Source organism: Burkholderia sp. Ax-1720 (genome assembly GCF_011753035.1).
Lineage (GTDB): Bacteria > Pseudomonadota > Gammaproteobacteria > Burkholderiales > Burkholderiaceae > Burkholderia > Burkholderia gladioli.
In genome coordinates, this window is sequence record NZ_VWWK01000001.1 from 68,394 (window position 1) to 92,754 (window position 24,361).

Below are 24,361 nucleotides of genomic sequence, written 5' to 3' on the forward strand. Positions count from 1 at the left end.
AGGGGAGGCGTCATGACTGCACCTCGTGATCGGCGAAACGCCATTGCGTGCCTTGCGGCGTGTCCTCGAGCAGCACGCCGCCCCGGTCGAGTTCCTGGCGCAGCGCGTCGGCGCGGGCGAAGTCGCGACGCTGGCGCGCGGCATCGCGCTCGGCCACCAGCGCCTCGGCGCGCTCGGGCGTCAGCGGCGCATGGCGCGGATCGCGGGACTGGTGGCGCAGCGCGGCGAGGGCGCTTCGGGCGTGCTGCTGCAGCAGCCCGAGCAGCGCCGCGGAGGCACGCAGCCGCGCCGCGGCCTCGCGCTGCTCGTCGGGATCGGTGGCGTGGGCGAGCTGCGATACGAGCTCGTGCAGGCGGCTGATCGCGAGCGGCACGTTGAGGTCGTCGCGCAGCGCGGCCAGCACCAGGGCATCGGGCTCGACGGTCTGGGCCGGAGCAGGCCCGCCGTCGTGCGCCTCCACACACGCCAGCGCGCCGTACCAGCGCGTCAGCGTCTGCCGGGCCTGAGCCAGGCGCCGCGCGTTCCAGTGCAGCGGATTGCGGTAATGCGTGGCCAGCAGCGCGAAACGGATCGCCTCGCCGGGTGCCTCGGCCAGCAGCTCGCGCACCAGCAGCACGTTGCCGAGCGACTTCGACATCTTCTGGCCGTCGACGGTGACGAAGCTGTTGTGTACCCAGGTCCGGCAATACAGCGCGTCGTGGGCGCAACTGCCTTGCGCGATCTCGTTCTCGTGATGCGGGAAGATCAGGTCCTGGCCGCCGCCGTGGATGTCGATGGTATGGCCGAGGTGGCGGCCGATCATCGCCGTGCATTCGACGTGCCAGCCGGGGCGACCGCGGCCCCAAGGGCTGTCCCAGCCGGGCAGCTCGGGCGTCGAGGGCTTCCACAGCACGAAGTCGAGCGGATCGCGCTTGTAGGGCGCCACCTCCACGCGCGCGCCGGCGATCATGTCCTCGGTGCGGCGGCCCGAGAGCTGGCCGTAGTCGGCGTAGGAGGGCACATGGAACAGCACGTGGCCTTCCGCGACATAGGCATGGCCGCGCGCGATCAAGGTTTCGATCAGGGCGACGATCTCGGGGATGTGCTCGGTGACGCGCGGTTCGAGGTCGGGCGCGAGCACGCCCAGCGCCTGCATGTCCTCGTGATAGGCCGCGATGTAGCGCTCGGTGATCGCGCCGATCGGCAAGGCCGCGGCGGCCGCGGCCGCGTTGATCTTGTCGTCGACGTCGGTGAAGTTGCGCGCGTAGACCAGCTCGCGATAGTCGTGGCGCAGCAGGCGCGCCAGCACGTCGAACACCACCGCCGGCCGCGCGTTGCCGATGTGCGCGAAGTTGTAGACGGTGGGACCGCAGACGTACATGGTGGCGCGATCGGGCCGGGAGGTCCGAAGGACTTCCTTGCGGCGCGTGAGCGTGTTGTGCAGGCGGATCGCGTCGCTCATGGCTGGACTCCTCCCGCTCGCACCGGCACGGACCAGGCCGCCGCGTCGTGCGGATGCAGGCTTTCCAGGTGGCGCACATGCACGTGCGCGCCGCCGAGGCCGGCGAGCGCGGCCTGGATGCGCCGCGCGGCGTCCTCGACGAACATCAGGTTGGCGCCGTTCAGCGCCGCGAAGGCCTGTTCGTCGGCGCGCTTGACCGCCGTCTGCACCGGCGTGGCGACGGCCGCCTCGATGCGGTCGATCAGCGAGAGCAGGCCGAAGTCGCGCGCATCGGCGGCGATCCCGATACTCACCTCGGCCTCGCTGCGCTGGCTGTGCGGCGTGGCCAAGGTGGCATGACGCTTCAGCCAGGCGGCGACTTCCGCCGGATCGAGCGCGGCGCTTGCTTCGAAGTCCTTGAGGAAGGCCTGCTCCACCAGTTGCCTCGACAGCGCGGCCGAGCACGGGCAGGTCGACGAATAGGCGACCGTGACGCGTGCATGCAGGCTCGGGCGGCCGTCGATCAGCGTCGCGTCGATGCGCACCGGGTAGGCTTTCCAGCCCGACAGACCCTCGGTGACGAGGGCCGGGCGGCGCGTCAGCAGCTCGGCCCGCAGGCGCAGGCGCGCATTGCGGCTGTCGCAGTCGCGATGGCTGTCGACCATCGCCTGCAGCAGCGCGACCAGGCCGGCGGGCGACAGCGCCTCGTCGTGCCCGAGCGTGTCGAGCAGGCGATAGAGGCGCGACATGTGGATGCCCTTGACCTGCGGGGCGGGCAGATCGACCTGCACGTCGGCGCGCGCGTGCAGGGCGCGCCGATAGCCGGGCTCGTCGATCGTGACGGGAAGGTCGATCTGCTGCATGCCGACCCAGGCCAGCGGGCTCAGGCTGGGCGCGAGGTCGGTCAGGGAGACGTCGGGAAGGGCTGCGTTCATGCTCTCGGTTCGGTGGAGATGCGTCCCCACCCGGTCTGGAGCAAGGAACGCTGGTTCGATCAGGGCCAGTCGGAAAACGGACTCGGCCAGGTGGTCCAGACGGCCGGGCCGCGGGACATTTCCTCGTCGCTGAGCAGGCAGGCATCGAGCCGGGCGCGCATCGACGCCTCGTCCATGTCCATGCCGATCAGCACCAGTTCCTGCCGCGCGTCGCCGACGCGCTCGTCCCACTTGGCACGGATCGCGGCGACCGCCTCCGGGTCTTGCGGCCAGCGCTCCTCGGGCACCGCGGCCCACCAGTAGCCGGCCGGGCCGTGGCGCGCCACGGCGCCCGCCTGCGACCAGCTCCCGGCCAGGGTGGGGTGGCTGGCCAGCCAGAAGAAGCCCTTCGAGCGCACCACGCCGGGCCATTCGCTGCCGATCAGCGCGTGGAAGCGCTGCGGGTGGAACGGGCGGCGCGCGCGATAGACGAAGCTGCTGATGCCGTATTCGTCGGTTTCGGGCGTGTGGGTGCCGCGCATTTCCTGCAGCCAGCCCGGCGCCTTCGAGGCTTCGTCGAAATCGAACAGGCCGGTGCCGAGCACGCGCTCGAGCGGCACCTTGCCGAATTCGGCCAGCTCGATGCGCGCGCGCGGGTTCAGGCCGCGCAGGATCGCCATCAGGCGCTCGCGCTCGGTGTCGCTGATCAGGTCGATCTTGTTCAGCACGATCACGTCGCAGAACTCGATCTGCTCGATCAGCAGGTCGACCACGGTGCGCCGGTCTTCCTCGCCCAGCGATTCGCCGCGCGATTGCAGGCTGTCGCGCGAGCTGTAGTCGAGCAGGAAGTTGTAGCCGTCCACCACCGTCACCATGGTGTCGAGCTGGGCGATCTCGTTGAGGCTGCGGCCGTCCTCGCCCTCGAAGGTGAAGGTCTCGGCCACCGGCAGCGGCTCGGAGATGCCGGTCGACTCGATCACGATCTGGTCGAAGCGGCCCTCGCGCGCCAGCCGGTCGACCTCCTCCAGCAGGTCCTCGCGCAGCGTGCAGCAGATGCAGCCGTTGCTCATCTCCACCAGCTTCTCGTCGGTGCGCGACAGCTCGGCGCCGCCCTCGCGTACCAGGGCCGCGTCGATGTTCACCTCCGACATGTCGTTGACGATCACCGCCACGCGCCGGCCCTCGCGGTTGTTGAGGATGTGGTTCAGCAAGGTGGTCTTGCCCGCGCCGAGAAAGCCGGACAGCACCGTGACCGGCAGGCTGCCGGGAGAGGGGGAAGTGGAGGTTGCTTGGCTCATCTTGGGGATCTCGATAATGGCGCGCGCTGGCTTCGCTCGATGGCGACTCAGCCGTGCGTGGCCTGTTCACGTGCGCCGCAGGCCGCGCACTGGCCGTGAAGCTCGATGGCGGCCTGGCGCAGGGAGAATGCGTGCTCGCGCATCCAGTGCCCCAGGCAGCGGCCGACTTCCGGGTCGACGAATTCGTCGACCTGCCCGCATTCGTCGCAGATCGCGAAGGCGCGCAGGCCGGGCCCGCAGGCGGCCGTCTGCCGGCAGGCCAGGTAGGCGTTCAGCGATTCGAGCCGGTGCACCAGGCCTTGCGCGGTGAGCCGCTCCAGCGCCCGGTAGACCTGGGCCGGCGCGCTGAAACCCTGCTCGCGCAGCCGCGCCAGCAGCGCGTAGGCGCTGAGCGGACCGGCCGCCTGCCTGAGGGCGGCCAGCACGCGCTGCTGGTTGACGGTCAATCGCATGGGAATCCTCCGGGGCCGGCCTCGGGCATCGCGACGGCGGGATGCGATGCGGGATACGAAAATGATATGTTATATCATCTCGGGGCGACGCGTAGGGTGCCGTGTGACGGGAGGGGCGAGACAAAGGCGGGAAAGGGGAAGGCCGGTGCGCGCGGTCGGGCACCGGCGCGACGTTCAGCGGAAGCGGTCCTGGTACTTGGCGACGGCGGCCTGCGCGCAGGCTTCGTCCTTGTCGCCGCCCGGCGCGCCGGACACGCCGATGCCGCCGATCACGCCGCGATCGGCCCGGCGCAAGGTCACGCCGCCCGGGATGAACAGCACCTCGGGCTCGGTGGCCAGCACCGCGCCGTCGAGCGGCCCGGTCACCTTGGCGGCGATCAGTTGGCTGGTGGTGTCGAGGTTGAAGGTCATGCCGTAGGAGAAGGCCGTGTAGGCCTTGCGATACGAGACCGACAGCGACTGCAGCGGAACCGTGTCGCCCTTCACCACCGCCTGCGCGTGGCCGGAAGGATCGACCACGGTGGCGGTGACCGAATAACCGTCGGCGGCGCATACGCGCACGGCCTCGGCGGCGAGCGCCTGGGCGGTCTGCCAGCGCAGCTTCTGGGTGGTGATCAGCGGCGCGTCGTCAACGCGGGCGGCGCGGGCAGTGGGGGCGAGGCAGGCGAGCGCCGCGAGCAGCGGCAGGCTGGCGGCGGCGAGCGATGTCGCGCGGCGGGCGAGGGTGGCGGGATTCATGGGCCTCCGGGCGTGGATGGATGATGCGCCCGATTTTGCGATGCGACCCGTTCGCGAAAAATGAGGTAATTTCGCGAAGACTTACCGGAGAATCCGCGAAATCGATGCATGCCTTCACCGAGCTGGAAATCTTTGTCGAAGTCGTGCGGCACGGGAGTTTTTCCGCGGCCGCGCGGCGCCTCGGGCTGGCGCCCTCGGTGGTGGCCGATCGCGTGAAGGGGCTCGAGAAGCGCCTGGGCGTGCCCCTGCTGTTGCGCACCACGCGGCGCCAGGCGCTGACCGAGGCCGGCACGGCCTATTTCCAGGAGGCCAGCCGCCTGCTCGACGAATGGCAGACGCTGGAGAGCCGGGTGGTCGACAGCGCCGCCTCGGCACACGGCATCCTGCGCGTGACGGCGCCGACGCCGCTCGGCCGGCAGTGGATCTCGCCGTTCATCGAGCGTTTCGCCGGCCAGTATCCCGAGATCGGCATCCACCTGACGCTCGACGACCGCTTCGCCGACATCGTCGCCGAGGGTTTCGACGTCGCCGTGCGCGGCGGCCCGGTGGTCGACACGCCGCTGATCGGGCGCCGCCTGTTCGAGACGCGGCGCGTGGTGGTGGCCAGCCCGGCCTATCTCGCGCGCCACGGCCGGCCGGGCAGCCCCGACGAGCTGGCCGCGCATCGCTGCCTGGTCTTCAACAGCGAGCCGCATCGCCACGCCGACTGGCGCTTCGGCCAGGGCGCGGCGGCGCGCAAGCTGCGCGTGACGGGCGCGCTGGTCGCGAACCACTCGGAGCTGCCGGTGTCCTGGGCGTTGGCGGGGCTCGGCCTGGCGCAGAAATCCTGGTGGGAAGTGGCCGGGCATCTCGATGCGGGGCGGCTGCTGACCGTGCTCGACGCGTTCGAGCCCGAGCCGGTGGCGTTTTATGCGATCCACCCGGTCAGCCGCAGCCGCTCGCGCAAGGTGGCGCTGTTCGTCGACGCGCTGGCGGCCGCGCTGGCCGACATCGACGGCGGCCTGGCCACCCGCCTCCCGGTTCAGAACTGAACGCCGCGCGTGAGGCCGCCGTCGACCAGCAGGTTGGTGCCGGTCGTGAAGCCGGCGGCGCGGCTGGCGAGAAACACGGCGGCCTTCGCCACTTCCTCGGGGCGGCCCATGCGGCCCATCGGGTTGGCGGCCAGGGCGCGCGCGAAGCCGGCCGGATCCTCGCGTTCGCGCCGGCCCCACACGCCGTCCTCGAAATGGATGTTGCCGGGCGAGACGGTGTTGACGCGGATGCCCTCGCGAGCGTGGCGCGCCGACAGCGTCTTGCCGTAGTGGACCAGGGCAGCCTTCAGGACGCCGTAGGGTTCGGCGAAATCGTCGATCTCGCGTCCCGACACGCTCGAGATCAGCACCACCGCGGGCGATGGCGAGCGACGCAGGTAGGGCAGCGCGGCATTGACGAAGCTGACCGTGCCGAGCAGGTCGGTGTCGAAGCCGCGGCGCCAGCTTTCGAGCTGGCCGTTGCCGCCGGCCAGCGCGCTGACGTTGGGCACGATCACGTCGATCCCGCCCAGCCGCGCCGCGCCCGCCTCGACCCAGGCGCTCACCTGGGCGGCATCGGCGATGTCGACGACCTGCCCGAAGGCCCGTTCGCCGAGTTCGGCCTGGGCGGCCTGCACGCCGGCCGCGCCGCGCGCGCAGAAGCCCACCCGCGCGCCCTCGGCGAGAAAGCCCTCGACGATCGCCCGGCCGATGCCGCGCGTGCCGCCGCTGATCAGGACGTTTGCGCCAGTCAGTTGAAGATCCATGTCGATATCCTTGTCGATGGGGAGCAGAGGCGAGGACGATAAGCGACGCCGCGCGCGTGGCGGGCGCCTCGCGGCAAATAGCGGCGAAAGTTCGGCAGGGCCGAACGCGCGGGTGCGCAAACCCGGTATAAAGGCCGGAGCGGATGCAAGAGAGGAAGCGGGATGGAACGTGGCGGCAAGGCAATTCAATCGGTGCAGCGGGCGATGGCGCTGCTCGAGGCGCTGAGCGCGCAGGGCGGCTCGGCGCGGCTGATGGAGATCGCGGCGGCGACGGGCCTGAGCAAGAGCACCGCGCATGGCGTGCTCGATACGCTGGTCGAGATGGGCTACGTGACGCGCGAGCGGCATCGCTACGCGCTGGGCCTGCGACTGGCGGCGACCGTCCGGCCGCTGCTGCCGCAAGGCGCGCGCCTGCGCGAGGCCTTCGTGCCGGCGCTGCGGGCCTTCAACGCCTTGTGCGGCGAGAACTGCTTCCTGGCGGTGCCGTGCGGGACGCGGGCCTACCTGACGCTCGATGCGCTCGACGGCGAGGGTCGCGCGCTGGACCAGCCCGTCAACGAGCGGCGCGATGCGCTGACGACGTCCGCGATCGGCAAGATATTCCTGGCGCATACGCCGGCGCTGGCTCGACGGCTGCGCCAGGCCGGCGCCTTGCCGGCGGCGCTCGATAGCGAGTTGCCGACGATCGGCGAGCAGGGTTTCGCGTTCGACCTGCAGGCCTCGCAGGCGCGGCTCAATTGCTTCGCGCTGCCCTTGCGGTTGCGGGGACGCATGGTGGCCGCGCTCGGCGCGAGCGGGCCGGCCGATCGGCTCGATCCTTCCTTGATGCGCCATCTGGCGCGGCGTTCGATGCGCGAGCTGTTCGACCTGGTGAAGTGCTAGTGCCCAGGCAGCGGGCGGCGGCTCCAGGCGGTGCGCCTAGCCCTGCACCAGCCGGTTGCCGCCGAGCGATTTCGCCGTGTAGAGCGCGGCGTCGGCGGCGGCCAGCATCTCGGCCAGGGCCGGCACCGAGTTCGCCTCGTAGCGCGCCAGGCCGATGCTGACGGTGGCCTGGATGTCGATGCCGTCGATCTTGGCGGCGATCGTCTCGGCGAAGCGCTGCGCGACGTACTCGCCGAGTTCCGCGGCGCGCGAGGCGTCGTAGCTCGACAGCAGCGCCGCGAATTCCTCGCCGCCGATGCGCGCCAGGATCGTTTCGGACCCCAACACGGTGCGCGCCACCTCCGCAAACGATTTCAGCACCTCGTCGCCGGTGTGATGGCCGTAACGGTCGTTGATGCGCTTGAACTGGTCGAGGTCGAGCGCCAGCACGGCGAACGGCAGCTTGCCGCCGGCCGCCTGGATCGCCCGCGTGCCTTCCTCGAAGAACCAGCGGCGATTGCCCAGGCGCGTCAGGTAGTCGGTCTGGGCCTCGCGCAGCAGGCGGCCATGGGTTTCCTCGCGGATCAGCCGCAGCAGCGTCATCGGCAGGATCACGGAATACAGCACGCCCTCGTAGAGCGTGGCCTGGCTCGCCAGCATCACCAGCGGCATGCCGTAGCGCTGCGCCAGCCAGGGCAGCACCAGCGCCCGCGCAATATAGAACAGCGCATGCAGGCCGGTGACGAGGATCGCGATGCGGCGCGCCTGCAGGGCCTTCATGCCCTCGCAGCGCAGCAGTTCGCGGGTGGTCATGCCGCTCACGAAGGCGATCGGCAGGGCGCTGATGTAGTACCACATCAAGTCCGCCCAGCGCGTCCAGCAGATCGCCCAGGCCAGCGCGTCCACCGCCAGCACGCCGATCGCCACGCGCGTCGCGCGGCGGCCGTTCAGCGCCGCCACCCCGCCCAGGATCAGCAGGTAGCCGCCGAGGATCACCAGGTTGCTGAGCACGGCGCCCGACGCGCCGGGCATGGCGCGGCGCACCAGCACCACGGCGCAGCCCACGCCGAGCGTGGTGTAGCCGGCGGCCAGGATCCGCAATGCCTTGCTGCGATGGGGATGAGCCTGGTGCTCCCAGAACGTCAGTCCGGCACTGGCGAACAGCGTTCCGATCGCGAGGAAATATAGGGTAAGAAGGTCGACGTGCATTACTGACGTAAAGGCCTACGCCGGTGTGTCGCGGCGGCTGGCGGCATTTTACGCTGAACGTTCGACAACTCCGTGATGTTCAAATTTCAGGCGTGAGGGGCGCAATCCATCGCGGGGAGCGGCAGTCGTTTCGGCTGTGCCGTGATCGAGCGGCGGCTTCGCGGTATCGCGTGGGGCCGGATTGAAACGATGGCGGCGTGCCGCGTGGCCGCCCGCGGCGCGGCGATCAGGACGGTCGAATTGGTCGATGGAATTGAAATTGAGCGGCGATTATTTTCACCATTACTGAAATTCAAATCAAAGGTGCCATTTGTTATTGATGGTGCCTGATTTCAAATGTATCGGTATGCACGGGGTAATTTCCTTGTCATCGTCGTGATACAGTATGTTTCAAATCTTTCCGTAGACGGAATATTCAATCCAGGTAAATCGAAAAACCGAGCCGGGCTTTCATGCCCGGCTCGGTTGGTCCTGCCTGGGCGATCGGCTATGTCCACCCACGAATTGCCGTGAAATCGGCGGGAATCAGCCCGGTTTTTCGATTTATCAAACGCTCGATGATATTGCATGGGCAACCGCCAATAATTCCCGCGCTGCCGTGGCGCATTGCCCGCGCTAAATAATGACGAGGATAATTTTGAACGCCAAAAACCCTCAGGAAATTCTGGAACTCACCGCGGCGCAATTGGAAATGTGGTTTTCGCAGCAACGCGAGCCCGACAATCCCTTGTTCGACAGCCGCGCTTATGTGGATATCGGGGGGGCGATCCATTACCCGGCTTTCGAGGCGGCGGTGCGCCGTTTCATCGAGGAAGCCCGGATCCTGCATTTCCGTTTCCTTGAAACATCGTCGGGGCCGGTTCAATTCGAAGCTGGCGGAGATTCCTTCGAACCGACGTTCATCGACGTCTCGCGCGAGGACGATCCATTCGCGGCTTGCTGGAGCGCGATGCAGGCCGAATCGAATCGTCCCTACGATGTCCTCTCCGGCAGGCTGTTCAGTCAAACGCTGTTCAAGCTGGGAGACCAGCGGCATGTCTGGTACCAGCGCTATCACCATATCGTGATGGATGGCGCCAGCATCCCGCTCGCGACGCGCCGGGTGGCCGCGATCTACACGGCGCTGATGCGGCAGGCGCCGGTTCCCGAGGCGGACTTCGGGGCGATCGATCTGATGATGAGCGGCGATCGCGCGTATCGGTCCTCGCCGCGCTACGCGAGCGACCGCCAGTATTGGCAGGACTACGTCCATGCCTTGCCTGCCACGGAGACGATCGTCGGTGCGGCGCCCCGCGCGAGCGGTTCCTTCAATCGGGCATCGGCGCCGCTTCCCGCTGCATTCATCGACCAGCTCGACCAGATCGAGACGCGGATCGCGAAGTGGCCGCTCGTGCTCACCGCCATCGTGGCGGCCTATCTCTACCGGATGAGCAACGGCCGTGTAACCGTGTTCGATTTTCCGGTTTCAGCGCGCAGCAAGGAGACGCGTGCGCTGCCCGGCATGTTCGCCAATATCCTGCCGATGCGGCTGGGCATCACGCCGGGCACGACGCTGACGGAGCTGACGCGCCAGGTGAGCACCGAAGTCTTCGCGCACATGAAGCACCAGCAGTTCCGCGTGAAGGAGATCAGGCAGATGCGCGGTGCGTTCGCCGGGCCGGTGTTCGGCCCGCGCATCAATATCGTTCCCTACGACAACCGCTGGGAGTTCGATGACGGTCGCGCGACCTTGCACGCGCTCGCCAATGGCTTGGTCAACGATTTCGCGGTGACCGTGACGGGCAATCCCCGCGATCCCTGCTGCACGCTGCATGTGGATGCGAACGCCGAGCTTTACGACGACGCCAGCGTGCAGGCGCATCGGAAGCGCTTGCTGCACTTCATCGAGGCGGCGCTGGCGGATCCGGAGCAGCCGATCGAGCGGATCGATTTGCTCGATGCCGACGAGCGGCGTTTGTTGCTGCAGACGTGGAATGCGACGGGAGCGGATTATCCGCGGAATCGATGTGTCCATGAGTTGGTCGAGGATCGGGCAGGGCAGATGCCCGAGGCGATTGCACTGGTTGCTGGCGATGAGCGGTTGACCTATGGCGAGCTCAATGCGCGTGCGAATCGGCTTGCTCGCTATCTCGTCAAGCTCGGCGTTGGACCGGATATTCCGGTTGCCGTGTGTGCTGAGCGAAGCGTCGCGATGGTTGTTGCGTTGCTTGCGGTGTTCAAGGCGGGTGGCGCGTACTTGTCGATCGATCCCGCTTATTCGAGTGCGCGCCTCGCTCATATCCTCGATGATGCGGCACCACCCGTCATGCTGGCCGACGCGGTTGGGCGTGACGCGCTTGGCGAGGCACGATTGGCCAAGCATGTGATGGTTGACTTGAGCGTGTCTTCTGCGCCGTGGGATGACTTGCCTTCAGATGATCTTCCGCCGCGCTCGCTCGGGCTGGAATCATCGCATCTTGCCTATGTGATCTACACGTCAGGTTCCACTGGCACGCCCAAGGGTGTGATGGTCGAGCATCGCCAACTCTCGAATCTCGTGACTTGGCATATCGATCGCTTCGAGCTGCACGCTGGCTCTCGTGTCCCAGCCACCGCAAGCCTGGCCTTCGACGCCAGCGTTTGGGAGCTTTGGCCCGTGCTGTGTGCTGGCGCAAGCTTGTTGCTGCCGCCGCCGGGGCTGTCATCCGATGCTGCCGCGTTGTTGAACTGGTGGCGCCAGCAGTCGATGGATTGCGCATTCCTCGTCACGCCGCTGGCCCTGCTGGCGATGCAGTCTGAATTGCCGCCGGGGCTGAAATCGCTGCTGATCGGCGGCGATCGTGTGACGTCGCTGCCTTCTGGGTTGCCGCCATCGTTGCGCATCGTCAACAACTATGGCCCAACCGAAACCACGGTCGTCGCGACCTCGGGCGAGATCGAGCCGTCTGCCGGCGATACGGTTTATCCGATCGGCAAGCCGATCGCGAATACGCGCATTTACTTGCTCGATGAGAACCAGGCACTGGTTCCCTTGGGCGCTGTCGGCGAACTCTACATCGGCGGTGCCGGTGTCGCGCGAGGCTACCTCAATCGCCCCGATCTCACCGCGCAACGCTTCCTTGCGGATCCGTTCGCGCGTGCTGAGGGTGATGCCGAGGCGCGAATGTATCGAACCGGCGACCTCGCGCGCTACCAGCCAGACGGCAACATCGTGTTCCTCGGTCGTAACGACGAGCAGGTCAAGATTCGCGGATTCCGAGTCGAACCCGGGGAGATCGAGGCGCAGCTCGCCACGCACGAGGCGGTGCGCGAGGCGATCGTCGTCGCTCGGCAGGATCCGGCGGGCAATGCTCGCTTGCTGGCTTACGTGAGCTTGCAGGACGCGGCGCCGCGTGCCGAGCTTGTTCGAGGCTTGCGCGAGCACCTTGCAGCACGGTTGCCGGAATACATGGTGCCGGCTGCATTCGTCGTGCTCGACGCCTTGCCGCTGACGCCGAACGGCAAGGTGGACCGTCGCGCGTTGCCGGAGCCGGATGACGAGGCGTTCGCGCAGGCGCAATACGAAGCGCCGCAAGGCGAAACCGAGCAGACCATCGCCGCGCTGTGGGCCGAACTGCTCGGCGTCGAGCGCGTGGGTCGGCACGACAACTTCTTCGCGCTCGGCGGCCATTCTCTGTTGGCCGTTCAGCTTATCGAGCGTCTGCGCCAGATCGGCTTGACGCTCGCCATCCGCGACTTGTTCGAGCAACCGGCACTTGCCGCGCTTTCCGCCACGCTCGGTCAATCGCGTGAAGTCGTGGTTCCGGAGAACCGGATCGGCCCCGACACGCGAGCCATCACGCCCGATCTCCTGCCGCTCGCCGATCTGTCACAAGCCGATATCGATCGCATCGTCGCCCAGGTTCCAGGCGGTATCGCGAACATCCAGGATATCTACTCGCTTTCGCCGTTGCAGGACGGCATCCTGTTTCACCATGTTCTCAGCACGCACGGCGATCCCTATCTGTTGAGCGCGCATCTGGCCTTTGCCGATCGCGCGGCGCTCGATCGCTACCTCCACGCGATAGCGGGCCTCGTCGAGCGGCACGACATCCTGCGCACCGCCGTGCTGTGGGAAGGGCTGGGCTCGCCGGTGCAGGTCGTCCTGCGGCAGGCGAGTGTCGAGGTGAGCGAGCTTGCCCTCGACGGCAACGGCGAGCCAATCGCGAAGCAGTTGCAGGATCGCATCCATCCGGCGCGCTACAGGATGGACCTGGCGCAGGCGCCGCTGCTGCGCTTCGTGGTTGCCGAAGAGGCGGGAGGGCGCTGGCAGGCGATCATGCTGCTTCATCACCTCGTCGGCGACCATTCCACCCTCGCGATCCTGAACGAGGAAGTCCAGGCGACGATCGACGGGCAGGCTCATCTTCTTCCCGAACCGCAGCCCTATCGCAACCTGGTCGCGCACGCCAGGCTGGGGTTGGCCGCCAGTGCTCACGAAGCGTTCTTCAGCAAGATGCTGGGCGACGTCGATACGCCCACGCTTCCATTCGGCCTCGCGCTTGCACGTGACCACATGGCGCCGGTGTACGAAGCGCGTCGAATCGTGGCGGCCGAGCTCGATGCACGGTTGCGCGCGCTGTCGAGAACCATCGGCGTGAGCCTCGCGACTATGTGTCATCTCGCTTGGGCGATGGTTCTGGCACGCACCAGCGGGCAGAAGCAGGTCGTGTTCGGAACGGTGTTGTTCGGGCGCATGGCGGCTGGTGCCGGCAGCGATCGCACCATGGGCCTGTACATCAATACGCTGCCGCTGCGCATCGATATCGACGCGACCGATGTGCGAGCGGCGGTTCGCGATACACAGATACGGCTCGCCGGCCTGCTGGCACACGAGCACGCATCGCTGGCGCTGGCGCAGCGATGCAGCGGGATCGGCGCGAACGCGCCGCTTTTCAGCGCGCTGCTGAATTACCGCCATAACGTGCGTCTCGATGCTCCTTCGCAATGGCCGCGCGATGTCGAACTGCTGGAGGCGCATGAGCGGACGAACTATCCGTTGACGCTGTCCGTCGAGGATTACGGCGATGCGCTGGAGTTTGCCGCGCAGGTCATCGTGCCGGAACTGCCCGACAGGATATGCGCGTACATGCAGCATGCGTTGGAGCAATTGGCGGATGCACTCGATGCGGGATCCGGCTCGCTCGATCATCTGCAGGTGGTGCCCGAGGATGAGCGAGCGCTGCTGATCGATACGCTGAACGCGACGGATGCGCCTTACGATCGGAATCAGTATCTGCACGGGCTTTTCGAGGCGCAGGTTCGGCGCACGCCCGAGGCTACCGCGTTGATTGCCGGTGATGAGCGGCTGTCTTATGCCGAACTCGATGCGCGCGCGAATCGGTTTGCTCGGTACCTGGTCGATCTGGGCGTTGGTCCCGATGCGCTTGTTGCCGTTTGTCTCGAACGCAGCACGGCGATGGTTGTTTCGCTGATTGGCATCCTCAAGGCAGGCGGGGCGTATGTGCCGATCGATCCTGCTTATCCGGGGCCGCGCATCACGCATATCGTTTCCGATTCCGTGCCTGCTGTCGTGCTGGTTGATGCGACGGGGCGCGAGGCTCTTGTCGATGCGCTCGGCGATGAAAAGCTGGCCGAGCAGGGATTGATCGATGTGAGTGCCGCATCTGCGCCTTGGAATAAGCTCTCTTCCGATCCGCTCTCGCCGAGCGCGCTTGGATTGAATCCACGCCATCTCGCCTATGTGATCTACACCTCAGGCTCCACCGGCATGCCCAAGGGCGTGCAGAACGAGCATGATGCGTTGGTCAATCGCCTGACCTGGATGCAGGAGGCTTATCGGCTCGGTGGGCAAGATGTCGTGCTGCAGAAGACCCCATTCAGCTTCGACGTATCGGTTTGGGAGTTCTTCTGGACGCTGGCCAATGGCGCCACACTGGTCATGGCCGAGCCCGGCGCGCATCGCGATGCCGACTATCTGACCGAGATCATCGCGAAGCACGGTGTTACCACGTTGCACTTCGTCCCCTCGATGCTCGCTGGCTTCCTGGAGGCGCAGGATCTGACACGCTGCAAGACGCTCTCGCGAATCATCTGCAGCGGCGAGGCCTTGCCGGCTCCGATCGCCCGACGATGCCTGGAGCGGCTGCCTCATGCGCAGTTGCACAATCTCTATGGCCCGACCGAAGCGGCCATCGATGTCACTGCGTTTACTTGTCCTCCGGATTTCGATGCGCAGGCCGTTCCGATCGGCAAACCCATCGCCAACACGCGTATCTATCTGCTCGATGAGCGTCAGGCACCTGTGCCCATGGGTGCGATAGGCGAGCTTTACATCGGCGGGGTTGGAGTCGCGCGTGGCTACCTGAATCGCGCTGATCTCACCGCGCAGCGATTCCTTGGCGATCCGTTCGCGCGTGCCGCCGGTCATCCTGAAGCGAGGATGTACCGCACGGGCGATCTGGCTCGCTACCTGCCGGATGGCAATATCGTCTTCCTCGGCCGCAACGACGACCAGGTCAAAATTCGTGGCTTCCGTATCGAGCTCGGCGAAATCGAGGTGCAGCTCGCCAAGCACGAAGCGGTGCGCGAGGCGATCGTCATCGCTCGGCAGGATCCGACGGGCAATGCCCGATTGTTGGCTTACGTGACACCTCAGGAATCGGCATCGCGCGAGGAACTGGCCCGAAGCCTGCGCGAGCATTTGACGGCTCGGCTACCCGAATACATGGTGCCTGCCGCGTTCGTGGTTCTTGAAACGCTGCCGCTGACGCCGAACGGCAAGCTGGACCGCCGCGCGCTGCCGGAGCCCGCCGACGACGCCTTCGTCCAGTCTCGATACGAAGCACCGCAAGGCGAAACCGAGCAGACCATCGCCGCGCTTTGGTCAGACCTGCTAGGCATCGAACGCATCGGCCGATACGACAATTTTTTCGCGCTCGGCGGCCATTCGCTCGTCGCGATCCGAATGATTTCGCGCATCGTCAATGCAACCGGAAAGTCCCTGCCGCTGCGAAAGGTGTTCGAAGCACCGACGCTCGCGGAACTGGCTCTCGCACTCGCGGATGTGACGTCGTCAGAACGCGCTCATGATCTCGTTCGCATCGACCGCAATGTGACGATGCCGCTGTCCTTGGCCGAGGAACGGGTGCTCGCGATCGAAGCGGGTGGCACGCGTGGCGCGATGCTCAACTCATCGCGTCTTTTCATCCTGTCGGGGCGCGTGCGCGAGGATGTGCTGGATCGTGCCTTGCGCGCGGTGGTCGAGCGTCACGAGATCCTGCGCACGCATTATGCGGACGACGAGGCCACCGGGTCGTTCGTGCCGGTCATCGGGCGCTCGGCACTCTTCCGCCTCGAGCGCCGCGAAGTGGCCGGGGACGACGCGATGCCGATCGCGCAATCGGAAGCCGCCAGGCATCTCGACTGCTTCCGAGGGCCGGTCTTCGGCGCGACGCTGTTTGTCGAGTCACCGCAGCGCGCGATCCTGATGATCGCGATTCATCACATCGCGATGGACGCCGCGTCCTGGAACATCGTCTGGCGCGATTTCCGGCAGGCGTATGCCGCGCTGGCCGCCGACGAACCGCCAGCGCTGGCCCCGTTGGCGCTGCAGTACCGGGACTATGCAGCCTGGACGACAAGACAGGTCGATGTCGAGCGTCTCGCTCAATTGCGGCAGACCTGGCGGGAGCGTCTCGCTGGTGCGGCTGTCTACCTGGATCTACCCGCTGACCGGCCAAGGCCGGACAAATTGTCGGACCGCGCGGGACGGATCGAACGCATGCTCGCGCCGGATCTGGTGCAAGGGATCCGACGGATCGCCACGGCATACAAGGTCACGCCCTTTATCGTGCTGGAGACCACGCTCGCGATCGCTTGCGCGCAACTCGCGCGCAGCCGCGACATCGTGATAGGCACGGTGGCCGAAGGGAGAACGCATGCCGCCACCGAGGATATGGTCGGCCTGTTCGTCAACACACTGCCGCTGCGCCATCGGCTGGATCGAACCGCCTCCGTCGCGAGTCATTTGCTCGCGACCTCGCGTGAACTTCTTTCCGCACTCGAGGCGAGCGAACTGCCGTTCGCCGACGTGGTGGCTGCCGTCAATCCACCGCGCGCGTCCTCCCACGATCCGATCTTTCAGGTGTTTTGCCAGTTCCAGCAAGGCCCTGGAAAGACTCGCGAGACGATCGCCGACGTGACGATCGAAGCCATTCCGCGCACGCGCATGGCGCGAGGTGCCGATCTAGCCGTCGTGTTCCTGGACGCGGGTGAGTATCTCAGTGCGGACGTCTCATACAGCGCCGATCTGTTCGACGCCGAGAGCATCGATGCGCTGATCGAACTGTTCCTGCGCTTCCTGGCGAAAAGCGTACAGCGGCCCGATGCGGTGGTGGACGAGCTTTGGGATGCCGGCGTCGCCAGTGCGAGGGCCGCGGCGTCGGGCCCGGATGTCTCGCGTCTGATCGACCGCCCGGGCAGCCCGGCGGGAACCTGGTACGCGCTCTCGCCGGCGCAGCAGGCAGTCTGGCTGCAGGAGCAGGCGGCCCGGCCGGGGACGTCGTTCTTCTCGGTCGCGGCCATGCGCTGCGCGCCGGAGGTCGATCGAATGCGTCTGGTTGCTGCCTCGCGCGCTTTGATCGCTCAAAACCAGGCGTTCTGGCTTCAAGTCTCCGACGCTGGCCTGCAATGCGAGTCGCCCATGCCGACGACACGCTTCCAGCATTTCGTCGAACCAACGACGATGACCGACGAAGCGATGCGACGGGCGGTGATCGAGTGGCATGAGAAGCTCAACGAGGATCCGCGCGACAAGTCCGGTGCCGTCGCCGTGTTCGACTCTCCTGGTAGCGTGCTGGTGGCGTTGCGCTCGCCTCATGTGCAGAACGACGGATGGTCTGCGATTCGATACTTCGAGCGCATCGGCAGGAACTACGCCGCGCTCGAGAGCGACCCGGCCCGCACGTTCGACATGGATCGGATCTTTCTCGATACCTTGTCGCTCGACGAACGTTATCTCTGCTCGCCGACCTACGAGCGCGACGCCGCGTTCTGGCAATCGGCATGCGCGCGAATCGACGGGCAGCCATTGGTAACGCTCGTGGCCGACCATGCTCACCCCGTGGATGCACGCGGCGTGGTTCGATCCTTGCGCAAGGTGTTTCCGCGGACGCTGCAAGAGCGGGTCCTGAACGCTGCGCGGAAGCTCTCGTTGTCGCCAGCGGAATGCCTGACCGCGTTGACCGCTCTGTATCTGATGCGGGTCACGGGTGAAAGGAGCACGGTACTCGGCGTGTCGTTCCTGAACCGAACTCGGGAAGCGCTCGATATTCCGGGGCAGTTCGCCAAGGTCATTCCGCTTCCGGTATCGATCGGGCAGGGCGATATTCCCCTTTCGGCGACGTTGAACGGAATTCGCGATGCATTCAAGGACGTGATGCAGCACGGACGATTTCCGTTCGGCGAGATGGTTAGGCGTTACGGGTTCGATCCCCGGCATATCGAGATCAGCGTCAATACCCTGTTCCTGCGCCATCCCGTTGAAGTGGGCGGCCAGCCCGCGCATGTTCAGTGGTTGTCCGGGCCCGAGCATGGCCTCTCGTTCCTGTTTACCCAGTTCGGCAGGAGCGCGCCGATCGATATCGAGCTCCGATACAACGGCAATGCATTCGATTCGGAATCTGTCGAGCGGCATGCGGGACGTTTGCTTGATTTTATCGAGCACGCGTGCGAGGACGATAGCGTGTCGGCTCGGGGGATCGAACTCGTGTCGAGTGACGAACGGGCCTTGCTGATCGATACGCTGAACGCGACGGATTCGCCTTACGATCGGAATCAGTATCTGCATGGGCTTTTCGAGGCGCAGGTTCGGCGCACGCCCAAGGCTACCGCGTTGATTGCCGGTGATGAGCGGCTGTCTTATGCCGAACTCGATGCGCGTGCGAATCGGTTTGCTCGGTATCTGGTCGATCTGGGCGTTGGTCCCGATGCGCTTGTTGCCGTTTGTCTCGAACGCAGCACGGCGATGGTTGTTTCGCTGATTGGCATCCTCAAGGCGGGCGGGGCTTATGTGCCGATCGATCCTGCTTATCCGGGCCCGCGCATCGCGCATATCGTTTCCGATTCCGCGCCTGCTGTCGTGCTGGTTGATGCGACGGGGCGCGAGGCTCTTGTCGATGCGCTCGGCGATGAGAAGCTGGTCGAGCAGGGATTGATCGATGTGAGTGCCGCATCTGCGCCTTGGAATAAGCTCTCTTCCGATCCGCTCTCGCCGAGCGCGCTTGGATTGAATCCACGCCATCTCGCCTATGTGATCTACACCTCAGGCTCTACCGGCATGCCCAAGGGCGTGCAGAACGAGCATGATGCGTTGGTCAATCGTTTGACCTGGATGCAGGAGGCTTATCGGCTCGGTGGGCAAGATGTCGTGCTGCAGAAGACCCCGTTCAGCTTCGACGTATCGGTTTGGGAGTTCTTCTGGACGCTGGCCAATGGCGCGACGCTGGTCATGGCCGAGCCCGGCGCGCATCGCGATGCCGACTATCTGACCGAGATCATCGCGAAGCACGGCGTCACTACCTTGCACTTCGTCCCCTCGATGCTCGCTGGCTTCCTGGAGGCGCAGGATCTGACGCGCTGCAAGACGCTCTCGCGAATCATCTGCAGCGGCGAGGCCTTGCCGGCTCCGATCGCGCGACGATGCCTGGAGCGGCTGCCTCATGCGCAGTTGCACAATCTCTATGGCCCGACCGAAGCGGCCATCGACGTCACTGCGTTTACTTGTCCCCCGGGTTTTGACGCGCAGGCCGTTCCGATCGGCAAACCCATCGCCAACACACGTATCTATCTGCTCGATGAGCATCAGGAACCTGTGCCGTTGGGTGCGATAGGCGAGCTTTACATCGGCGGAGTTGGCGTCGCGCGTGGTTACCTGAATCGCGCTGATCTCACCGCGCAGCGATTCCTTGGCGATCCGTTCGCGCGTGCCGCCGGTCATCCTGAAGCGAGGATGTACCGCACGGGCGATCTGGCTCGCTACCTGCCGGATGGCAATATCGTCTTCCTCGGCCGCAACGACGACCAGGTCAAAATTCGTGGCTTCCGTATCGAGCTCGGCGAAATCGAGGTGCAGCTCGCCAAGCACGAAGCGGTGCGCGAGGCGATCGTCATCGCTCGGCAGGATCCGACGGGCAATGCCCGATTGTTGGCTTACGTGACACCTCAGGAATCGGCATCGCGCGAGGAACTGGCCCGAAGCCTGCGCGAGCATTTGACGGCTCGGCTACCCGAATACATGGTGCCTGCCGCGTTCGTGGTTCTTGAAACGCTGCCGCTGACGCCGAACGGCAAGCTGGACCGCCGCGCGCTGCCGGAGCCGGCCGACGACGCTTTCGTCCAGTCCAGATACGAAGCACCGCAAGGCGAAACCGAGCAGACCATCGCCGCGCTTTGGTCCGAGCTGCTAGGCATCGAACGCATTGGCCGACACGACAACTTCTTTGCGCTCGGCGGCCATTCGCTGCTTGCCGTGAGGATGTTGAATCGCTTGCGGGCGATGCAAGCGGTGGATCTATCGCTTTCCTCATTGTTCGATCATCCAACCGTGAGCGCGGTTGCACAGGCGATCGGCTCCGGAAGCCGAAGCGTCGCGCCTTCGATCGTTCGCGTGGCTCGCGACGCGCGCCTTCCTCTGTCGTTCGCCCAGCAGCGGATGATGTTCCTAAGCGGTTTCGATGGTGCAAGCACGATCTATCATGTCCCACTCGTGTTGCGTATCGACGGCAAGTTGGACATAAATGCATTGCGTCTTGCCCTCGACATGTTATGGGCGCGTCACGAAGCGTTGCGGACGGTATTTCTTGACACGTCTGGAACTGGCGAGGGCGCTGACGCGGAACTGCTCCCAGCCGACGATGGCATGCCCTGGCGGGAGGACGATTTGTCCTCGAGACTCGATGCTTCGCAAGACGAATGGTTGCGTCTGTGCGAGGAGGAAGCCACGCAAGCGTTCGATCTCGCACGCGGGCCGCTGGTGCGCGCGCGTCTCGTCAGGCTGGCCGCCAACGAGTATACGCTCATGCTCACCCTGCATCACATCATCTGCGATGGATGGTCCCTGGCGGTGCTCGTCAAGGAGCTCGGCGCGCTTTATCGTGCCGTGACGGAGGAGCGCCCGGATCCGCTCGGCGCACTGACGATCCAGTATCCCGACTATGTGAGTTGGCAGCGCCAATGGTTCGGCGCCGAGCGTCGCGAACGGGAAGCCGTTTATTGGAAAACAACGCTGGCGGGTATTCCGACGCTGTTGGATCTGCCGACGGATCATCCTCGTCCCGCGCAGCAGCAGTTCGATGCGGCACGCCTGCCGCTCGAGCTCGACCCGATGCTCACGCAGGACTTGAGACGACTCGCTGCACGACGCGGCACGACTGTCTTCGCGGTCGTCACCGCGGCGTGGGCGGCAGTGCTGGGGCGCCTCGCGGGCCAGGAGGATGTCGTCATCGGCACGCCGGTCGCGAATCGCTCCAAACCCGAGCTCGAGGCTGTCGTTGGTCTGTTCGTAAACACCCTGGCACTGCGCATCGATTTGTCGGGCATGCCGTCCGTCGCGCAACTGCTCGACCGCGTTCAATCGACGGTCGTCGCCGCGCAGGACCATCAGGATCTTCCGTTCGAGCAGGTCGTGGAGATCGTGAAGCCGCAACGGCGGCTTGCTCACACCTCGATATTCCAGGTGATGATCTCGTGGCAGAACACCGACATGCGAACCATCGAATTGCCGGATCTGGCGTTCACGCCGGTGGGCGGCGCGTTCGATCGCGCGAAGTTCGATCTCGAACTCGACCTGCTCGACGATAGGCAGGTGATATCCGGGGCGCTGCGTTATGCCACCGCCTTGTTCGAGGAAGCCTCGATCGCGCGTCATTGCGCATATTTGATTGCGGCCTTGCGCGCCATGGCGCGCGACGAGGAGCAGCCGATCGAGCGGATCGATTTGCTCGATGCTGATGAGCGGCGCTTGTTGCTGCAGACGTGGAATGCGACGGGAGCGGATTATCCGCGGAATCGATGTGTCCATGAGTTGGTCGAGGATCGGGCAGGGCAAATGCGCGAGGCGATTGCGCTGGTTGCGGGTGACGCGCATGTCTCTTATGGCGAGCTTAATGCGCGTGCCAATCGGCTCGCTCGCTATCTCGTCGAGCTTGGCGTCGGGCCGGATATTCCCGTTGCCGTATGCGCGCAGCGCAGCGTCGCGATGGTCGTTGCTTTGCTCGCGGTGTTCAAGGCCGGCGGCGCTTATCTGTCGATCGATCCGGCTTATTCGAGTGCTCGTCTCGCTCATATCCTCGACGATGCGGCACCGCCCGTCATGCTGGCCGATGCGCTTGGACGTGAAGCGCTCGGCGAGGCGCGTCTGGCCAAGCATGTGATGGTTGATTTGAGCGTGTCTTCCGCGCCATGGGATGAACTGGGTTCGGACAATCTTCCGCCGCGCTCGCTCGGGCTGGACTCATCGCATCTTGCCTATGTGATCTACACGTCAGGTTCCACTGGCACGCCCAAGGGTGTCATGGTCGAGCATCGCCAACTCGCTAACCTGGTGAGCTGGCATATCGATCGTTTCGAGTTGAAAGCTGGCTCTCGTGTCCCAGCCACCGCAAGCCTGGCCTTCGACGCCAGCGTGTGGGAGCTTTGGCCCGTGCTGTGTGCTGGCGCAAGCTTGTTGCTGCCGCCGCCTGGGCTGTCATCCGATGCTGCCGCGTTGTTGAACTGGTGGCGCCAGCAGTCGATGGATTGCGCGTTCCTCGTCACGCCGCTGGCGCTGCTGGCGATGCAATCTGAATTGCCGCCGGGGCTGAAATCGCTGCTGATCGGCGGCGATCGTGTGACATCGCTGCCTTCTGGGTTGCCGCCATCGCTGCGCATCGTCAACAACTATGGCCCAACCGAAACCACGGTCGTCGCGACCTCGGGCGAGATCGAGCCGTCTGCCGGCGACTCGGTTTATCCGATCGGCAAGCCGATCGCGAATACGCGCATTTACTTGCTCGATGAGAACCAGGCACTGGTTCCCTTGGGCGCTGTCGGCGAACTCTACATCGGCGGTGCCGGTGTCGCGCGAGGCTACCTCAATCGACCGGATCTCACCGCGCAACGCTTCCTTGCGGATCCGTTCGCGCGTGCTGAGGGCGATGCCGAGGCGCGCATGTATCGCACGGGGGATCTCGCGCGCTACCAACCTGACGGCAACATCGTGTTCCTCGGTCGTAACGACGAGCAGGTCAAGGTCCGTGGCTTCCGAGTCGAACCCGGGGAGATCGAGGCGCAGCTCGCCACGCACGAAGCGGTGCGCGAGACGATCGTCGTCGCCCGGCAGGATCCAGCGGGCAATGCTCGCTTGCTGGCTTATGTGAGCCTGCAGGACGCGGCGCCGCGTACCGAGCTTGTTCGAGGCTTGCGCGAGCACCTTGCTGCGCGGCTGCCGGAATACATGGTGCCGGCTGCGTTCGTCGTGCTCGACGCCTTGCCGCTGACGCCGAACGGCAAGGTGGACCGTCGCGCGTTGCCGGAGCCGGATGACGAGGCGTTCGCGCAGGCGCAATACGAAGCGCCGCAAGGCGAAACCGAGCAGACCATCGCCGCGCTGTGGGCCGAACTGCTCGGCGTCGAGCGCGTGGGCCGGCACGACAACTTCTTCGCGCTCGGCGGCCATTCGCTGCTGGCCACCCGCATGCTCGTGCGGCTGCGTGAAGCATTCGGACACGACGTATCGATTCGCACGCTCTTCGAGGCGCCGACTGTCTCGCAATTGGCGCCGCGAGTACACACGGCGGTTCAGTCCGACGCGCTGGCCATGCTCCTGCCGATTCAGACGCAGGGATCGAAACCGCCGCTGTTCTGCATCCACCCGGCTGGCGGTTTCAGCTGGCCTTACGCGGGCCTCGCTCACCATCTGCCGGATCGTCCGCTCTATGGCCTGCAAGCGCGCGCACTCGCGGAAGCGGACGAACAAGTGGAGTCGATCGAGGAGATGGCACTGGATTACGTCCGGCAGATCCGCGGCGTGCAGCCCAGCGGCCCTTATCATCTGCTCGGCTGGTCGCTTGGTTGCCATATCGCGCATGCGATTGCCACGCAGCTACAGCTCGCCGGCGAGAGCGTAGCGTTGCTCGCGATGCTCGACGGTTATCCGATGGCGGAGATCGAGGCTATTTCCTCGCCGACGGAAGCGGAAGTCATGAGGGTGCTGATGCAAGCGTTCTCGGATTCACAGCAACCGAGAACCGCCGAACCGTTGACGATAGCAACGCTGAAAGCGCACCTGGCGCGGAGCAATCCGATGTTCCAGACGATCAGCGAACCGACGTTCGCATCGATCGTGCGGCAATTCCAGATCGCACCAGCCCTGGCCGGCATGTTCGTGCCGGAGATATTCCATGGCGATGTGCTGTTCCTGAGGGCCATGCTCAGTCAGGCGGCTGCTTATCCACAGCGCGAGGTCAGTGCATGGCAGCCCTATGTGCAGGGCCGAATCGAGACGCATGAAGTCGAGTGCCTGCACGAAACGATGATGAGCGCACAGGCACTCGCGAGGATCGGGCCGATCGTTGCGGCCGCACTCGAACGGGGCTTGAAAAATGGAGAGGCGTCGACAGGTTCGCCTATGGCTACCGAGAATGCATGACGGCAGCTGATGATGCGAACGCATC

The 24,361-nt window shown here is 65.6% G+C and carries 11 protein-coding genes; 4 read left to right on the forward strand and 7 right to left on the reverse strand.

Going from position 1 to position 24,361, the window contains the following annotated elements; translation table 11 throughout:
• Positions 1–10: 10 nt before the first annotated feature.
• From cysS to F3J18_RS00345, 5 genes are all read right to left on the reverse strand, one after another.
• Positions 11–1,441 carry a cysteine--tRNA ligase gene (cysS, locus tag F3J18_RS00325; protein WP_166910629.1) on the reverse strand — a complete coding sequence of 477 codons (1,431 nt, stop codon included), beginning with the start codon at positions 1,439–1,441 and terminating at the stop codon, positions 11–13.
• Positions 1,438–2,355 carry a GTP cyclohydrolase FolE2 gene (gene folE2 / locus F3J18_RS00330; RefSeq protein ID WP_166910631.1) on the reverse strand — a complete coding sequence of 306 codons (918 nt, stop codon included), beginning with the start codon at positions 2,353–2,355 and terminating at the stop codon, positions 1,438–1,440. Before folE2 ends, cysS begins: the two co-directional genes overlap by 4 nt.
• A 59-nt stretch (positions 2,356–2,414) precedes the next feature.
• Positions 2,415–3,632 (reverse strand): zinc metallochaperone GTPase ZigA, encoded by a 1,218-nt coding sequence (zigA, locus tag F3J18_RS00335; RefSeq protein ID WP_166910633.1) that lies wholly within the window; start codon positions 3,630–3,632, stop codon positions 2,415–2,417.
• Between the two features lie 47 nt (positions 3,633–3,679).
• Positions 3,680–4,084, reverse strand: a complete 405-nt coding sequence (locus F3J18_RS00340) for a Fur family transcriptional regulator (RefSeq protein WP_013688971.1) — start codon at positions 4,082–4,084, stop codon at positions 3,680–3,682.
• A 174-nt stretch (positions 4,085–4,258) separates the two neighbouring features.
• On the reverse strand, positions 4,259–4,822 hold the full coding sequence (locus F3J18_RS00345; RefSeq protein WP_166910635.1) for a heme-binding protein: 564 nt from the start codon (positions 4,820–4,822) through the stop codon (positions 4,259–4,261).
• A 104-nt stretch (positions 4,823–4,926) separates the two neighbouring features.
• On the opposite strand from F3J18_RS00345, the gene F3J18_RS00350 reads away from it, so the two are divergent.
• The gene (locus F3J18_RS00350; RefSeq protein ID WP_166910637.1) at positions 4,927–5,853 is read left to right on the forward strand and encodes a LysR family transcriptional regulator; all 927 of its coding nucleotides are present in this window, start codon (positions 4,927–4,929) and stop codon (positions 5,851–5,853) included.
• Here the strand turns inward: F3J18_RS00350 and F3J18_RS00355 are convergent.
• Complete coding sequence (locus tag F3J18_RS00355) at positions 5,844–6,599, reverse strand: SDR family oxidoreductase (protein WP_025101879.1); 756 nt, start codon at positions 6,597–6,599, stop codon at positions 5,844–5,846. The two genes, F3J18_RS00350 and F3J18_RS00355, sit on opposite strands and share 10 nt — an antisense overlap.
• A 162-nt stretch (positions 6,600–6,761) precedes the next feature.
• Here F3J18_RS00355 and F3J18_RS00360 point away from each other — a divergent pair, with 162 nt between their 5' ends.
• Positions 6,762–7,481 carry a helix-turn-helix domain-containing protein gene (locus F3J18_RS00360; protein WP_205195231.1) on the forward strand — a complete coding sequence of 240 codons (720 nt, stop codon included), beginning with the start codon at positions 6,762–6,764 and terminating at the stop codon, positions 7,479–7,481.
• 36 nt (positions 7,482–7,517) lie between these two features.
• Here F3J18_RS00360 and F3J18_RS00365 read toward each other — a convergent pair whose 3' ends face one another.
• On the reverse strand, positions 7,518–8,669 hold the full coding sequence (locus F3J18_RS00365; protein ID WP_166910639.1) for a GGDEF domain-containing protein: 1,152 nt from the start codon (positions 8,667–8,669) through the stop codon (positions 7,518–7,520).
• Positions 8,670–8,810: 141 nt separating this feature from the next.
• On the opposite strand from F3J18_RS00365, the gene F3J18_RS00370 reads away from it, so the two are divergent.
• Both F3J18_RS00370 and F3J18_RS00375 read left to right on the forward strand, forming a co-directional pair.
• Entirely contained in the window at positions 8,811–8,999 is a 189-nt protein-coding gene (locus tag F3J18_RS00370) for a hypothetical protein (RefSeq protein WP_166910641.1), read from the forward strand.
• A gap of 307 nt (positions 9,000–9,306) precedes the next feature.
• Positions 9,307–24,336 carry a non-ribosomal peptide synthetase gene (locus F3J18_RS00375; protein ID WP_166910643.1) on the forward strand — a complete coding sequence of 5,010 codons (15,030 nt, stop codon included), beginning with the start codon at positions 9,307–9,309 and terminating at the stop codon, positions 24,334–24,336.
• Positions 24,337–24,361: the final 25 nt, after the last annotated feature.

Bases quoted from the DNA above. Each gene is read 5' to 3' on its own strand.
- F3J18_RS00365 (WP_166910639.1), bottom strand. From the start codon at position 8,669: ATGCACGTCGACCTTCTTACCCTATATTTCCTCGCGATCGGAACGCTG.
- F3J18_RS00355 (WP_025101879.1), bottom strand. From the start codon at position 6,599: ATGGATCTTCAACTGACTGGCGCAAACGTCCTGATCAGCGGCGGCACG.
- cysS (WP_166910629.1), bottom strand. From the start codon at position 1,441: ATGAGCGACGCGATCCGCCTGCACAACACGCTCACGCGCCGCAAGGAA.
- zigA (WP_166910633.1), bottom strand. From the start codon at position 3,632: ATGAGCCAAGCAACCTCCACTTCCCCCTCTCCCGGCAGCCTGCCGGTC.
- F3J18_RS00340 (WP_013688971.1), bottom strand. From the start codon at position 4,084: ATGCGATTGACCGTCAACCAGCAGCGCGTGCTGGCCGCCCTCAGGCAG.
- folE2 (WP_166910631.1), bottom strand. From the start codon at position 2,355: ATGAACGCAGCCCTTCCCGACGTCTCCCTGACCGACCTCGCGCCCAGC.
- F3J18_RS00345 (WP_166910635.1), bottom strand. From the start codon at position 4,822: ATGAATCCCGCCACCCTCGCCCGCCGCGCGACATCGCTCGCCGCCGCC.
- F3J18_RS00360 (WP_205195231.1), top strand. From the start codon at position 6,762: ATGGAACGTGGCGGCAAGGCAATTCAATCGGTGCAGCGGGCGATGGCG.
- F3J18_RS00350 (WP_166910637.1), top strand. From the start codon at position 4,927: ATGCATGCCTTCACCGAGCTGGAAATCTTTGTCGAAGTCGTGCGGCAC.